This is a genomic window from Mesorhizobium sp. ES1-1 (assembly GCF_020164785.1).
Lineage (GTDB): Bacteria > Pseudomonadota > Alphaproteobacteria > Rhizobiales > Rhizobiaceae > Mesorhizobium.
Window position 1 is genome coordinate 46,531 of sequence record NZ_JAIUGX010000008.1, and the last position, 15,505, is coordinate 62,035.

Sequence of the window (15,505 nt, forward strand, 5' to 3'; positions counted from 1 at the left end):
CGCGCGGCGCTGACGCCTGAACCCGGCACCATGCCTGCCGCGGCTCCAGCTAAATCTGGAGCCCTTGGGGACTATCAGGTGGCGTCATGCTCCGCTCCTAGTCCATTGCGACGTTGCTGTCTCCAAGCGCATATCGCGACTGCCTGCGGCGTCTCGCAGGCCGCCTCTGGGCGGCGATGCCATCGAATGACGGCTGGCCTCGGTGACGTTCTGGAGTCTGCTCCCCGCACTCGACGACGTCAACCTTTCAATAGCCGATTTAGAAAAATGTGATCGCCGGCGCTTGAGGTCACCCCTGCATGCACGGCTGTTGTCAGGATGCTGTTCAGTCTTTGTTCTTTCTGCTTGCCCGCCCGTGCGAAAGACGGTTAAACGACTCCCGTCGGGAATTGTGGCGTCTCTCGACGTGGCGGCAAAAAGACCTACATAGGGAATGGTCGGGAAAACCCCGCCAATCCCATGAATTCCAGATCCGAGGCGGCGACCGGCTATGGCCGACCATAAATTCCTTTCGGTTCGCGGGGCGCGCGAACACAATCTGAAGAATGTCGATCTCGATCTGCCGCGTGACAGCCTCATCGTCATGACCGGCCTGTCGGGCTCCGGCAAATCGTCGCTCGCCTTCGACACGATCTACGCCGAGGGCCAGCGTCGCTATGTCGAAAGCCTGTCGGCCTATGCGCGCCAATTCCTCGAAATGATGCAGAAGCCGGACGTCGACCAGATCGACGGACTGTCGCCGGCCATCTCGATCGAGCAGAAGACCACGTCGAAGAACCCACGCTCGACGGTCGGCACGGTCACCGAGATCTATGACTACATGCGGCTTCTGTTCGCCCGTGTCGGCATCCCCTATTCGCCTGCCACTGGCCTGCCAATCGAAAGCCAGACGGTCAGCCAGATGGTCGACCGTGTGCTGGCGCTCGAGGAAGGAACACGCCTGTTCATCCTGGCGCCGATGGTGCGCGGCCGCAAAGGCGAGTACCGCAAGGAACTGCTGGAGCTGCAGAAAAAGGGCTTTCAACGCGTCAAGGTCGACGGCGTTTTCTACGAGATCGCTGATGTCCCGGCGCTGGACAAGAAGTACAAGCATGACCTCGACGTCGTTGTCGACCGCATCGTCGTGCGCGGCGATCTCGCAACCAGGCTCGCAGATTCCCTCGAAACCGCGCTGAAACTGGCCGATGGGCTGGCGGTGGCCGAATTCGCCGACAAACCGCTCGACGCCAGCCAGACCGGCGTCGATTCGGTCAACAAGTCGAAGAACGAGACGCATGAGCGCATCCTGTTCTCGGAGAAGTTTGCCTGCCCCGTATCAGGTTTCACCATTCCAGAAATCGAACCCAGGCTGTTTTCCTTCAACAACCCGTTCGGCGCCTGCCCGGCCTGCGACGGTCTGGGCAGCCAGCGCGCCATCGACGGCAATCTGATCGTCCCCGACGAGAACCTGTCGCTGCGCGACGGCGCCGTCAGCCCCTGGGCGAAGTCCACCTCGCCGTATTACGCGCAAACGCTCGAGGCGTTAGGCAAGGCCTATGGCTTCAAGCTCGGCGACAAGTTCAGGGACCTTAGCGAAGAGGCCAAGGAAGCCATCCTGCGCGGCACCGGCGAGCGCGAAATAACCTTCCAGTACGATGATGGTCTGCGTTCCTACAAGACGACCAAGACCTTCGAGGGCGTGATCCCCAATCTCGAGCGCCGCTGGAAGGAGACCGAATCCGCCTGGATGCGCGAGGAGATCGAGCGTTTCATGTCGGCGACCCCCTGCCCCGCCTGCAAGGGCTATCGGCTGAAGCCGGAAGCGCTTGCGGTCAAGATTGCCGGCAAGCATATCGGCGAGGTCACGGAGCAGTCCATCCGCAGCGCCGACAGCTGGTTCACCGCACTGCCGGCTCATCTCAACGACAAGCAGAACGAGATCGCGGTGCGGGTGCTCAAGGAGATCCGCGAGCGCCTGCGCTTCCTCAATGACGTCGGGCTGGACTATCTCACCCTGTCGCGCAATTCCGGCACGCTGTCCGGCGGCGAGAGCCAGCGCATCCGTCTGGCCTCGCAGATCGGTTCCGGCCTCACCGGCGTGCTCTATGTGCTGGACGAGCCGTCGATCGGCCTGCACCAGCGCGACAATGCGCGACTGCTCGATACGCTCAAGCATCTGCGTGATATCGGCAACACGGTCATCGTCGTCGAGCATGACGAGGACGCCATCCTGCATGCCGACTATGTCGTCGACATGGGCCCGGCCGCTGGCGTTCATGGCGGTGAGATCATTGCCCAGGGCACGCCCCGCGAGGTCATGGCCAATCCCAATTCGATCACTGGAAAATATCTTTCCGGCGAACTCGAAGTGGCGACGCCGGGCGTGCGACGCGAGGCCAAGAAGGGCCGGCGCCTGAAGGTGGTTGGCGCGCGCGGCAACAATCTCAAGAACGTCACAGCCGAAATCCCGCTCGGCACGTTCACCGCGGTCACCGGCGTTTCGGGCGGCGGCAAGTCAACCTTCCTGATCGAGACGCTGTTCAAGGCAGCGTCGCGCCGCATCATGGGTTCGCGCGAGCACCCCGCCGAGCATGACCGCATTGAGGGTCTGGAGTTCCTCGACAAGGTCATCGACATCGACCAGTCGCCGATCGGCCGCACGCCGCGTTCGAATCCGGCCACCTATACCGGCGCCTTCACGCCGATCCGCGACTGGTTCGCCGGCCTGCCGGAAGCCAAGGCGCGCGGCTACCAGCCGGGGCGCTTCTCCTTCAACGTCAAGGGCGGCCGCTGCGAGGCCTGCCAGGGCGACGGCGTTATCAAGATCGAGATGCATTTCCTGCCCGACGTCTATGTCACCTGCGACGTCTGCCACGGCAAGCGCTACAACAGGGAGACGCTGGACGTCCTGTTCAAGGGCAAGTCGATCGCCGACGTGCTCGACATGACGGTTGAGGAAGGCGTCGATTTCTTCGCCGCCGTTCCGGGTGTGCGCGACAAGCTGGAAACGCTGAACCAGGTTGGCCTTGGTTACATCCATATCGGCCAGCAGGCGACGACGCTTTCTGGCGGCGAGGCGCAACGCATCAAGCTCGCCAAGGAGCTTTCGCGCAAGGCGACCGGCAAGACGCTCTATATTCTCGACGAGCCGACCACCGGACTCCACTTCCACGATGTCGCCAAGCTTCTGGAAGTGCTGCATGAACTGGTCGACCAGGGCAATACGGTCGTGGTCATCGAGCACAATCTCGAAGTGATCAAGACCGCCGACTGGGTGCTCGACCTCGGCCCCGAGGGTGGCGACGGCGGCGGCGAACTGGTCGCCCAGGGTACGCCCGAAGCGATCGTGCGCGAGAAGCGCAGCTACACCGGCCAATTCCTCAAGGAATTGCTGGAGCGGCGTCCCGGAGGCAAGCGCGAAGCGGCGGAGTGATGAGCGAGACTGTTGGCGCCCAGGGAGCTTTTCAATGACCCCACGAAGGGCGCTCGACAGCGATCTGCCGGCCATCGTTTCGCTGACCCAATCAGCCTATGCGCCCTATACCGCGCTGCTGGGGGCGCCGCCGATCCCCGTCACCGAGGATTACGCACCGCGCATCGCGCGCGGCGAGGTCTGGCTCCTTGAGCATGGCGCCCGGCTTGCCGGATCGATCACGCTGGAAAGGCGCGAGGATCACGCGATGATCTTCTCCCTCGCCGTCGCACCGGAATTTCAAGGTAAGGGCTTGGGCGTGGCGATGCTCAACTTCGCCGAACAACACACGCGCTTGTGGGGCCTGCCTGAGATAAGGCTCTACACCAATGCAAAGATGGAGCGGAACATCGCGCTTTATCTCGCCTATGGTTTTCACCAAACCGGTCGACGGCCCAATCCATACCGGCCAGGATGGATACTCGTCGACATGGCAAAGACAGTCAGCGACACGGCAGATCCGGCCAGTGACGTGACAAAGCCAGTCGGCGGGATCATGTCGGCCTGATTTCCGCCTGGGAGGACGATAATGAGCAAGTCTGGAACAATTTGTGCCGGCATGGGAGGCTGGACGTTTGAGCCCTGGGACACATCCTTCTATCCCGACAAATTGTCCAAGGCCAAGCAGCTCCACTATGCCAGCCGCCAGGTGCCAAGCATCGAGGTCAACGGCACGTACTATTCCAGCTTCAAGGAACCGACCTTCGTCAAATGGGCCAATGAGGCGCCGGACGGTTTTGTCTATGCACTGAAGGGCAACCGCTTCGTCACCAACCGCCGCGTGCTGGGCGAGGCCGGCGAATCCGTGGAGCGCTTTCTCGGCTCGGGCCTCGTGGCGCTCGGCGACAAGCTAGGGCCGATCGTGTGGCAGTTCGCGCCGACGAAGAAGTTCGATCCGGACGATTTCGAGGCTTTTCTAAAACTCCTGCCCGAAAGGCAGGAGGGCGTGGCGCTGCGTCACGCGGTGGAAGTTCGCAACGACAGTTTTATCGTCCCGGAGTTCGCGGCACTGGCGCGCAAATACAGGGTAGCGATCGTCTATGCCGACCATGCCAAGTATCCAGATATCGCTGATGCGACCGGTGATTTCATCTATGCGCGGTTGCAGACAGGCAGCGACGACAATCCGGACTGCTACACGCCCGGCGCGCTCGACCAGTGGGCCGAGCGGGCAAACATCTGGGCGGGTGGGAAAGTACCAGCCGACCTCCGCCGTGCCGATCCCACAACCGAAGCACCGGTCAAACCGCGGGATGTGTTCATCTATTTCATCAGCGAGGGTAAAGTCCGCGCGCCGTTCGGAGCCATGGCGCTGATGAGACGGGTCTCGAATTGACTGCATCGCACCGGTCGCGCCGACCACCCGGACGAACGTGACATATTAGGCACGATCGTAACCTTATCGATACTTCCTGCCCTTATGTTTGCGCACGCCAAGCCGCAGAGCTAACCGCCGCCGGCAAGGAACGAGGGGCATGTCGCTGGACTACACTTCACTTCTGCTGGCCGTAGGGTTCTCCGCGGCCTGCCTTGGCCTCACATTGTTTGGCATGTGGCTGACCGCTCGCTCGGAAAGATTTCTGCTGACTTGGGCAGTCAGCCTGTTTTTTGTGGTCAGCGACATCTTTGCATACGACGCCTATATCGACATGCCCGGACGGCTGCTGGGCATGGCGACGCTTGCCCTGTTGTTGCTTGGCTTTTCGATCATGCTCGGAGCCGCCTATCAATTCAGAACCGGCAACTCGCCGATGCCGCGCACGATAGTCGGCTGCTTGTCGCTGGTTGTGGCGCTGCCGCCAATGGCTTTGGGCTATGACGGCCTCGCCTTTATGTTCGAAAACCTGTTTGCCGCCTTGCTGCTGTTTGCGACGGCAGGCGAATACTGGAAGGGCCGAGACGAAGCTCCCGCCTTGACGATCGGCATTACCGCCCTGTACTCGGCCACGGCGGGGTCCTTCGCGCTCTGCGGCATGGTTCTGGCCATCGACGGAAGGCTGACCCTTGGACACGCGCCCAGTAACTGGGCAGAGGAACTGAGCCTTATCATCGTCATCGCCAGCATGACTGGCATCGGCGCCCTGTCGCTGGCGCTCAATCAGGGCCGCCTCGCCAGGCATCATCGCCGCAACGCGCTGACCGACCCCTTGACCGGCCTGCTCAATCGTCGGGCGCTGTTCGACCTGCATGGCGATGCCCCCGTCGGCGCGTTCACCGCCGTGATAGTATTCGATCTCGACAATTTCAAAGCGATCAACGACCAGTTCGGCCATGCCGCCGGTGACGAAGTTCTCAAGGTCTTCGCCAAGGAGCTCGCGAGCAATTTGCGTCCTTCCGACGTCGCAGCGCGCATGGGCGGCGAAGAGTTCGCTCTGGTGTTCAAGCGCACGCTGCCCGAAACGGTGGCGTCCGCCGCCGAGGCCATAAGAGCTGGTTTCGCGACGCGCCAGTTCAAGACCGAAACCGGCTCTTTCATCTGCACGGTCAGCGCCGGCTTCGCCTTCGGCGCCAAGGAAGGCCTCAGCTTCGACAAAGTGCTCAGCGCCGCCGACAGGGCTCTTTATGACGCCAAACGCGGCGGGCGAAACCGCGTCAATGCTTCGCACTACCGGCGCGCAAGCTAAGAACACTCAGCCTCTGCAACAACGTTCGGACACGCCGGCGCCACGACACTAGGTTAGCAACTGCTGATAGAGTTTCTTAAGATCATATCGTTTAGGATCAGTCCTGCGACGCGCGGGTGATATTTTGGGCTATGAATTCAGATACGGCCGGGAGCGGAGACAACCGGAAAAACCAAAGCGTCATCCGCTCAACTTCGTGTTCGACCCTTTGTATCCGATGATCATGGTTGCGGTCTTCACCGCTTTCGGCATCTGGTATTTCGATGTTCCACGTCAAAGACTGTTCGACGTGGATATGACCCATCTACTTGGAAAATGGGCACGTTGGCCTTAGTGCGCTAATAGCTGCGCAGCAACTCGTTCGCCGCGTGCCAGCGGCAGTCCGGCCGCTACTGATGGGCCTGCCTTGCCGCTTCCGCTTCGGCCACATCGACCACCCACAACAACTCGCCATTTTCGCTGGTCACCCGAACCAACCAACCGGATAGATCGTCGACGCCCGGCTGAAGATCGACAAGGAGATCGACCGCGCAGCGGATGGCTTCCGACCGCGCCGCCTCGGGGCTCGGCATTCTTGATGGTGGGATACGCCGCGCAGCATCTCCGTCCCGATATTCAAAGATGTACACTTCACCAGCGCTGTCGCTGGCGGAGGTTACTTCCACCTGGTCGAAATTGCCGTTGCTGGCCGCATCATAATCATTGGCAGCAAGATCGAATGTTGCCGTCTTGAGCAGAATAGCCTTGGCCCTGTTCAGCGCGTCGTCCTCGGCTGCTTCATCGGGCATGTCCACGGTAACGCATGCATGGCCCTCGCCGCAAAACATCACGCGCAGGATCGGCAGGCCATCCGGCGTCAACGCTCTCGTGACTTCCGTTCGAACGATTTGCACGGCCGCCTCCTTCGGGCTTTCAGAACATGGAGGCCGCGACGACAGCCTCCGCTAACGCGATATTCTAGCATGTCCTCGCGCTGGTCTTTGTCCAGACGATAACCGCATGAACATCGCCATCCTCATTGCTCGGTCCATGCGTCTTGCTTGACTTGGAGCAGTTGCAACCCGCGACCGGACGAAGGGTTCCTTCCGGAGCGAAGCCTCCGAGTATGATCGCGACGGGCTCAGCCGGATCGGAATTGGAGTGGTCCGGCCAGCCCCACCGGGGCGCGGCATTTTCGATATCGAGACCTCATTGAAGGCGTTCGGCCAGCGCGCGATTCTGCTGGCCCTGACAAGAGATCGCCGACCGACAGAGAACGCACTTCGTCTCGTCGGATTTAAGTCTAGCGCGCTTCTAAACCGTCAGGAATTTACGGACATCAGCGCGATCCAGGTCTTCCGCCGGCCCCGTATGCACGATCATCCCGCGATCCATGATGTTCACCTCATCTGCGAGCTCGCGGCAAAAATCGAGATATTGTTCGACCAGCAGTATGGCAATGCCGGCCTGGTCGCGCAGATAGCGGATGGCGCGGCCGATATCCTTGATGATCGACGGTTGGATGCCTTCTGTCGGTTCGTCGAGCACCAGGAGCTTCGGCCGCATCACCAGCGCGCGGCCAATCGCCAGCTGCTGTTGCTGGCCACCGGATAGGTCGCCGCCGCGGCGGCCGAGCATCTGCTTCAGCACCGGGAACAACTCGAAGACATGGGCTGGGACATTGCGGTCGGAGCGCCTCAAAGGCGCGAACCCCGATTCCAGGTTTTCGCGTACCGTGAGCAGAGGGAAGATCTCCCTTCCCTGCGGCACGAATGCGATGCCCGACCGGGCGCGATCATACGCCGCGCTCCGGTCGAGCGCCTTCCCCTCGAAGGCAACGCTTCCGCTCGTCAACCGGTGATGGCCAACGATCGATCTCATCAAACTGGTCTTGCCGACGCCGTTGCGGCCGAGCACGCAAGTGATCTTGCCCGCCCCCGCCTTCAGCGATACGCCACGCAGCGCCTGGGCAGCGCCGTAGTGCAGCGTGGCGTTCGAAACCTCGAGCATGTCAGCGCCTTTTCCAGAACCTGAGGAAGGCCAGGTCGAAGCGATGAAATTGAACACGCCAGATCATGTCATCTCCCCAGATAGACTTCGACGACGCGCTCGTCGGCCGAAACAAAATCGAGTGTGCCCTCGGAGAGCACCGCGCCTTCGTGCAGGCAGGTGACCTTGACACCGAGTTCACGCACGAAATGCATGTCGTGTTCGACCACGATGACCGAATGGTCGCGCGCGATGTCCTTGAGCAACCTTGCGGTCTCCTCCGTCTCGGCGTCTGTCATACCGGCGACAGGCTCGTCGACCAGCAGCAGCTTCGGGTCCTGCGCCAACAGCATGCCGATCTCCAGCCACTGTTTCTGCCCGTGACTGAGATTGGCCGCCAATTGGTCACGTTTGTTGCCAAGGCGGATGATGCCGAGAATATCGTCGATCTGCCGCGCCTCCCCCGCCGAGCGGCGATGAAAAAGCGCCGGAAAGATCGAGCGCGGCCCCTTCAGCGCCAGCATCAAATTCTCCTCGATCGTGTGACTCTCGAAGACCGTGGGTTTCTGGAACTTCCGGCCGATGCCCATCATTGCGATCTCGGCTTCGTCGTGCTTGGTCAGGTCCACCTGCCCGTCGAAGAACACCTCCCCCTCGTCGGGGCGTGTCTTTCCGGTGACGATATCCATCATCGTCGTCTTGCCGGCCCCGTTGGGGCCGATGATGGCGCGCATCTCGCCCTTGTCGAGCACCAGCGACAGATTGTTGATGGCGCGAAATCCGTCGAAGGAGACCGAGACGCCGTCGAGATAGAGGATGGTGTTGCTCTTCGACATGGCTCTACTCCGCCGGTTGCGGTTCGGCAGGCGACGACCAGTCGCCGGAGGTCCGCGCCGCGCCGCGAACGATCTTCGGTTCGACGACCTGGCCATCGGTGCCAGCCTCTTCCGCCAGCGATGCGGCCCGTCGCGCCTTGGCATTGCCGCGCCAGGAATCCCACATTCCAATGATGCCCTTGGGCAAGAGCAGCGTGACGGCGACGAACAGGCCGCCCAGCGCAAACAACCATAATTCCGGCAGCACGCCCGTGAACCAGGACTTGCCGGCATTGACGAGGAGCGCGCCGATGATCGGTCCGACGATGGTGCCGCGACCGCCAACCGCCGCCCAGATCACCACCTCGATCGAGTTGGACGGCTCGAATTCGCCCGGATTGATGATGCCGACCTGCGGCACGTAGAGCGCGCCCGCTATGCCGGCCATCACCGCCGACACAGTGAAGGCAAACAGCTTCACGTTCTCGGCGCGCCATCCGAGGAAACGCGTACGGCTCTCGGCGTCGCGCACCGCCATCAGCAGCTTGCCATATTTCGAACCGACGATTGCCCAGGTGACCAACACACCAAGTGCGAGCGTCACCGCACTCGCCGCGAACAAGGCCGAACGAGTCGCATCGGCCTGCACGTTGAAGCCCAGAATATCCTTGAAATCGGTCAGGCCGTTATTGCCGCCGAAGCCCATATCGTTGCGGAAGAAGGCGAGCAGCAGCGCATAGGTCATGGCCTGCGTGATGATCGAAAGATAGACGCCGGTGACGCGGCTGCGGAAGGCGAACCAGCCGAACACGAAGGCAAGCAGCCCGGGGACGGCCAACACCATGAGCGCGGCGAACCAGAATTGGTCGAAGCCTGTCCAGAACCACGGCAATTCCTTGTAGTTCAGGAACACCATGAAATCCGGCAGGACGGGGTTGCCGTACACGCCGCGCGAGCCGATCTGGCGCATCAGGTACATGCCCATCGCGTAGCCGCCAAGCGCGAAGAACGCGCCATGGCCCAGCGAAAGGATGCCGCAATATCCCCAGACGAGGTCGAGCGCGAGCGCGAGCAGCGCATAGCAGAGATATTTGCCGGTCAGGGCGACGATATAGGACGGGATGTAGAAGGCGCTGGTCGGCGAGACCGCCAGGTTGAGCACCGGGACGATGACGGCCACCGCCAGCAGGATGAAGATGGTGATGGCGATCCGGCGGTCCGCGCCGGAGGCGAAGAAGCGTCCTGACATCATGCTTCCACCGCCCTGCCCTTGAGCGCGAACAGCCCGCGCGGGCGCTTCTGGATGAACAGGATGATCAGCACGAGCACGACGATCTTGCCCAGCACCGCGCCGGCATAGGGTTCGAGGAACTTGTTGATGATGCCGAGCGAGAAGGCGCCGACCAGTGTGCCCCATAGATTGCCGACACCGCCGAAGACGACGACCATGAAGCTGTCGATAATGTAGCCGCGTCCGAGATTGGGCGACACGTTGTCGATCTGGCTGAGCGCGACGCCGGCGATGCCGGCGATTCCCGACCCCAACGCAAATGTCAGCGCGTCGACCCATGGCGTCCGGATGCCCATCGAGGCGGCCATGCGCCGGTTAGCGGTGACGGCGCGCATCTGCAGGCCCCAAGGCGTGCGTTTCATCACATAGAGCAGCACGGCGAATACGGTGAGTGCGAACACCAGGATCCAGAGCCGGTTCCAGGTGACGGCGAGTTGGCCGACGTTGAAGGAGCCCGACATCCAGGATGGGTTGCCAACCTCCTGGTTAGTCGGACCGAAGATCGAGCGCACGGTCTGCTGCAGGATGAGCGAAACGCCCCATGTCGCCAGCAGCGTCTCCAGCGGACGGCCGTAAAGGAAACGGATGACGCCCCGCTCGATGATCAGACCAACCAGGGCCGAGACGAGAAACGCCAGTGGCAGCGCGATGACCAGGGACCAGTCGAACAGATCGGGAAACGAGGTGCGGATCACCTGCTGAACAACGAACGTGGTATAAGCGCCGAGCATGACCATCTCGCCATGGGCCATGTTGATGACGCCCATGACGCCGAAGGTGATCGCAAGCCCGATCGCGGCCAGCAGCAGTACCGACCCGAGCGAAATGCCGTACCAGATGTTCTGGCCTGCATCCCACAATGCCAGCGTCGAATTGATGTTCGCAATGGCCGCGGTCGCCGCGTCCTTCACTGATCCGGAGGCGTTGGCCTCGACGGAGGTGAGCAGCGAAACCGCGTCTCGATCGCCGCGGGAGCCGATCAGCGCGATGGCGGCAAGCTTGTCCGCCTCAGGCTGATCCGACACCAGGACCGAGGCGGCACGAGCCTGCTCAAGCAAAGCCTTGACGACCGCATCGATTTCACCGGCAATTGCCGCGTCGAGCGGGCCGATATTGGAAGCGTCCGGCGTCTTGAACATCGTGTCAGCGGCGGCGATGCGCACAGCCGGGTTCTTGGAGCCAAGCGTCAACGTGCCTAAAGCATCGCGGATGGCCCGGCGCAGCGTGTTGTTGACGCTGATCTTGGTAATGTCGTCACCGGAGGCCTCTCCCGCTGCCTCGCCGCTCAGCGGATCGAACAGCTGAAAGGTCTCGTCGCCTTCCTGGCCGACAAACACCATCGAGTCCGTCGTGCGAACGTAAAGATTACCGTCCGCCAAAGCGGCGAGTGGCCTTTCGACAGCCGGATCGCCTGTCGCTGTCAATTCGCGAACGACGGCTCCTGTCTCGGAGAAGTCGGTGGCTGTCGCGAATTTGGCGATTATGGCACGCAACTCGGCTTCGGCGGCGTCCGAAGACGACAGCGTCGCCAGCAGGAGCACAAATGTCAGGCCGATAGCATGGAGAATCTTCATCGGTTCTTGATGGCTCTCGAGGGTTGAACTGGGCGTCCGGACAGTGGCTGCACTGTCCGGACGCACGCGGTCACGGGTTGGACCCGAAGGTCCTGCCCTGGGAGATCAGTTCGTGCCCTTGCCGCCGCACTTGCCGGTTTTGACGTTGAAGTTGCCGCAGTTGAGCGGCGCGCGCCAATCGGAGATCAGGTCCTTGGAGTCGGGCAGGTAGTCGGACCACTCGTCGCCCATCACCAGGCCTGGCGTCTTCGAAACGGTTTCGAACTGGCCGTTGGCCTGGATTTCGCCGATCAGCACCGGCTTGGTGATATGGTGGTTTGGCATCATCGTCGAATAGCCGCCGGTCAGGTTCGGAACGGAGACGCCGATCATTGCGTCGATGACCTTGTCCGGATCGGTGGTGCCGGCCTTTTCAACCGCCTTCACCCACATGTTGAAGCCGATATAGTGCGCTTCCATTGGGTCGTTGGTGGTCCGCTTGTTATTCTTGATGAACTTGTGCCAACCGGCGATGAACTTCTTGTTCTCGGGCGTGTTGACGCTCTCGAAATAGTTCCAGGCGGCGAGATGGCCGACAAGCGGTTTGGTGTCGAGACCGGCAAGCTCTTCCTCGCCGACGGAGAACGCCATGACCGGGATGTCCTCGGCCTTGATGCCCTGGTTGCCGAGCTCCTTGTAGAACGGCACGTTGGCGTCACCGTTGACGGTCGAGACGACCGCGGTCTTCTTGCCGGCCGAACCGAACTTCTTGATCGCAGAAACTTCGGTCTGCCAGTCGGAGAAGCCGAACGGCGTGTAGTTAGTCATGATGTCTTCGGCCGCGACGCCCTTGGATTTCAGATAGGCTTCGAGGATCTTGTTGGTGGTGCGCGGATAGACGTAGTCGGTGCCTTCAAGCACCCAACGCTTAACCGAGCCACCATCCGCGCTCATCAGATAGTCGACCGCCGGAATGGCCTGCTGGTTCGGCGCCGCACCGGTGTAGAACACGTTGCGCTCGCTCTCCTCGCCCTCGTACTGGACGGGGTAGAACAGGATGTTGTCGAGTTCGCTGAACACCGGCAGAACCGATTTGCGCGACACCGAGGTCCAGCAGCCGAACACCGCCGCGACCTTGTCCTTGGAGATCAGCTCGCGGGCCTTTTCGGCGAACAGCGGCCAGTTGGACGCCGGATCGACGACGACGGCTTCGAGCTTCTTGCCAAGCAGGCCGCCCTTGGCATTCTGCTCGTCGATGAGCATCAGCATGGCGTCCTTCAGCGTCGTCTCCGAAATCGCCATCGTCCCCGAAAGCGAATGAAGAATGCCGACCTTTATCGTGTCTTCGGCAGCCCGGGCCGGGACGGACATCAACACACCCGCCGCGACCACGCTCGCTGAAAACGTTTTTATTATTGTAGAGAAACTGCCCCTCATATTGCACACTCCAAGCCTGGTTGATCTTACCGCTGGAGTGCGATGCAACCGCCGTGCCAATCCGCCAATGTCCGGCAGACTGCCGACTATTCGGAAGCGTTATCAATCACTTGCTATATTAGCTCCGAAGAACAAAGGAGGGAGCGAAAAAGGTGGTGAGAGGAATTTGCGCATCGAGTACGCCACCTGCCGAAATTTTGGTCAATTTGCTATTTTGCCTATATTTTGTTCCCGCCGCTACGATGTCTGCAACGGCCTACGGCATCCATCGTCCAACTCGAGCGCTGAAATGAAAGCTCTTCTCTCTCGCGTCATTGTCATCACATCGCTTATTGCGGCGACAATCGGCGCCGCACGCGCCGACTTCCAGGACGGCAGACTGCCGGACGGCACCTATCACTGCGAAGTCTATCTGCTGGCATGTTCATCAATCTGGGCGACATCACCATCAAAGGCACCGTCTATAGTGGCCCGGTCATCTACGGCGCCTCACGACAAGCCTATAATTATCGGATGGATGCCAATGGCGCGATCTCGTGGCTCGGGCCATTGGGCGGCTATACTGCGGGCGGCAACTCGATCTCATTGACCCAGGCAACGCTCGACGGTCCCGGTCAGCCCTCTTTCGACATCATTATGAGAAAGCCCGACGGCGCCTTCACCGCGTCTACCTGCACCAAGGGCTGAGACGCCCGATAAAGGACGCGGAACCCAAGGGATCCGCGCCAGGAAGCAGTCGGCAGGATGACTAGATGGTCTTGGCCGACATCTGCGAGGCGATGTAATCGGCCTGGCGGATGGCCAGCGACACGATCGTGAGCGTCGGGTTTTCCGCGGCGCCCGTGGTGAACTGGCTGCCGTCCGACACGAACAGGTTTTTGACGTCGTGGGTCTGTCCGTGCTTGTTGACGACGCCGTCCTCCGCTTTCTCGCTCATCCGATTGGTGCCGAGATTGTGCGTCGACGGATAGGGCGGCGTCGGGAAGGTGCGGGTCGCGCCTACCGCATCGTAAAGCGCAGCGGCCTGCTTGTAGGCGTGGCTGCGCATCGCGGTGTCGTTCGGGTGGTCGTCGAAATGCACGTCGGCGACCGGCATCCCATGCTCATCCTTCATGTCCGCATGCAGCGTGATACGGTTCTCCGCGCGCGGCATGTCCTCGCCGACAATCCACAGGCCGGCCATGTGGTCGTAGTGATCGAGCGCCGTGGTGAAGGACCGCCCCCAACCACCTGGGTCAAGGAAAGCTGCCATGAATGGCAGCCCCAGCGACAGTGTCTCGAACTCGTAACCGCCGACGAAGCCACGCGACGGATCATGACGCGCCTCGTCGCGGATGATGCCGGCCATTGTGGTGCCGCGATACATGTGCACCGGCTTGTCGAAAATGGCGTAGACCGAGCCGGTCGTGTGGCGCATGTAGTTCTTGCCCACCTGTCCCGACGAGTTGGCGAGACCGTCCGGATATTTAGCTGATGCAGAATTGAGCAGCAGCCTGGGGCTCTCGATGGAATTGCCCGCGACGGCGACGATGCGGGCCTTCTGCTCGTGCATTTTGCCATCCTTGTCGGCATAGACGACGCCGGTGACCTTTCCGGCGGCATCGTGGTTGATCTTGATGGCCATGGAGTTCGGCCTGACCTCGAGATGCCCGGTCTCCTCGCCCTTGGGAATCTCCGTATAGAGCGTCGACCATTTGGCCCCCCATTTGCAGCCCTGGAAGCAGAAGCCCGTCTGCTGACAGGAATTACGGTCGTCGCGCTGGACGGAGTTGATGGCCATGTTCCCGGTATGGCACTCCTTGTAGCCGAGCTTGTCGGCGCCGGCCTTCAGCACCTTGAAATTGTTGTTGCCTGGCAGCCTCCGCCAGTCATTGGTCCCGGTGACGCCCATCTTGGCTTCGGCCTTGGCGTAATAGGGCTCCATCTCGGCCAACGTGATTGGCCAGTCGAGCAGGTTCGCTCCCTCGACCTTTCCGTAGGTCGAGAGCGTCTTGAACTCGTGTTCCTGAAAGCGCAGCGAGGCTCCGGCCCAGTGCGTTGTCGAGCCACCGACGGCTTTGACGATCCAGGCCGGCAGGTTTGGGAAATCCTTCGCAACCCGCCAGTCGCCCGAAGTCGTGCGTTTGTCCGTCCAGGCGAGCTGGGAGAACGAATCCCACTCGTCATTGATGAAGTCCTCATATTCGTGGCGCGCGCCCGCCTCGAGGATAACAACGTCGATACCCTTCTGCGCGAGTTCGTTGCCCAGCGTGCCGCCGCCGGCCCCCGAGCCGATGATGACGACCACGCCGTCATTGTTCAGGTCAAATGCTGCTGCCATGGTTTCCTCCCAGAATTCCTGATTGCGCGTCTCGAGAACGATGGCG

General features: G+C 61.3%; 11 protein-coding genes and 1 pseudogene. 5 read left to right on the forward strand and 7 right to left on the reverse strand.

Translation table 11 applies throughout. The features are described 5' to 3' along the window. Positions 1 to 490: 490 nt before the first annotated feature. From uvrA to LB513_RS15145, 4 genes are all read left to right on the forward strand, one after another. Positions 491 to 3,412 (forward strand): excinuclease ABC subunit UvrA, encoded by a 2,922-nt coding sequence (uvrA, locus tag LB513_RS15130; RefSeq protein WP_224664299.1) that lies wholly within the window; start codon positions 491 to 493, stop codon positions 3,410 to 3,412. A 34-nt stretch (positions 3,413 to 3,446) separates the two neighbouring features. Then, positions 3,447 to 3,959, forward strand: coding sequence for a GNAT family N-acetyltransferase (locus LB513_RS15135; RefSeq protein WP_224664300.1), 513 nt, complete (start codon positions 3,447 to 3,449; stop codon positions 3,957 to 3,959). Positions 3,960 to 3,980: 21 nt separating this feature from the next. Continuing rightward, on the forward strand, positions 3,981 to 4,787 hold the full coding sequence (locus tag LB513_RS15140) for a DUF72 domain-containing protein (protein WP_224664301.1): 807 nt from the start codon (positions 3,981 to 3,983) through the stop codon (positions 4,785 to 4,787). A 139-nt stretch (positions 4,788 to 4,926) separates the two neighbouring features. Continuing rightward, positions 4,927 to 6,075 (forward strand): GGDEF domain-containing protein, encoded by a 1,149-nt coding sequence (locus LB513_RS15145; protein ID WP_224664302.1) that lies wholly within the window; start codon positions 4,927 to 4,929, stop codon positions 6,073 to 6,075. 389 nt (positions 6,076 to 6,464) lie between these two features. Here the strand turns inward: LB513_RS15145 and LB513_RS15150 are convergent, their stop codons facing one another. From LB513_RS15150 to urtA, 6 genes are all read right to left on the reverse strand, one after another. Further along, on the reverse strand, positions 6,465 to 6,935 hold the full coding sequence (locus LB513_RS15150) for a DUF6894 family protein (RefSeq protein WP_224664303.1): 471 nt from the start codon (positions 6,933 to 6,935) through the stop codon (positions 6,465 to 6,467). Positions 6,936 to 7,368: 433 nt separating this feature from the next. After that, positions 7,369 to 8,064 (reverse strand): urea ABC transporter ATP-binding subunit UrtE, encoded by a 696-nt coding sequence (gene urtE, locus LB513_RS15155; RefSeq protein ID WP_224664304.1) that lies wholly within the window; start codon positions 8,062 to 8,064, stop codon positions 7,369 to 7,371. Between the two features lie 68 nt (positions 8,065 to 8,132). After that, positions 8,133 to 8,879, reverse strand: a complete 747-nt coding sequence (gene urtD / locus LB513_RS15160) for an urea ABC transporter ATP-binding protein UrtD (protein ID WP_224664305.1) — start codon at positions 8,877 to 8,879, stop codon at positions 8,133 to 8,135. Between the two features lie 4 nt (positions 8,880 to 8,883). Beyond that, positions 8,884 to 10,110: an urea ABC transporter permease subunit UrtC gene (urtC, locus tag LB513_RS15165; RefSeq protein WP_224664306.1), complete on the reverse strand. Its 1,227-nt coding sequence runs from the start codon at positions 10,108 to 10,110 to the stop codon at positions 8,884 to 8,886. After that, positions 10,107 to 11,723, reverse strand: a complete 1,617-nt coding sequence (gene urtB, locus LB513_RS15170; RefSeq protein WP_224664307.1) for an urea ABC transporter permease subunit UrtB — start codon at positions 11,721 to 11,723, stop codon at positions 10,107 to 10,109. Before urtB ends, urtC begins: the two co-directional genes overlap by 4 nt. A gap of 105 nt (positions 11,724 to 11,828) precedes the next feature. Beyond that, positions 11,829 to 13,139 carry an urea ABC transporter substrate-binding protein gene (urtA, locus tag LB513_RS15175; RefSeq protein ID WP_224664308.1) on the reverse strand — a complete coding sequence of 437 codons (1,311 nt, stop codon included), beginning with the start codon at positions 13,137 to 13,139 and terminating at the stop codon, positions 11,829 to 11,831. A 289-nt stretch (positions 13,140 to 13,428) separates the two neighbouring features. Here urtA and LB513_RS15180 point away from each other — a divergent pair. Further along, a pseudogene (locus tag LB513_RS15180) lies at positions 13,429 to 13,826 on the forward strand (hypothetical protein). A gap of 61 nt (positions 13,827 to 13,887) precedes the next feature. Here LB513_RS15180 and LB513_RS15185 read toward each other — a convergent pair. Further along, positions 13,888 to 15,459 carry a GMC family oxidoreductase gene (locus LB513_RS15185; protein WP_224664309.1) on the reverse strand — a complete coding sequence of 524 codons (1,572 nt, stop codon included), beginning with the start codon at positions 15,457 to 15,459 and terminating at the stop codon, positions 13,888 to 13,890. Between the last annotated feature and the right edge of the window lie 46 nt (positions 15,460 to 15,505).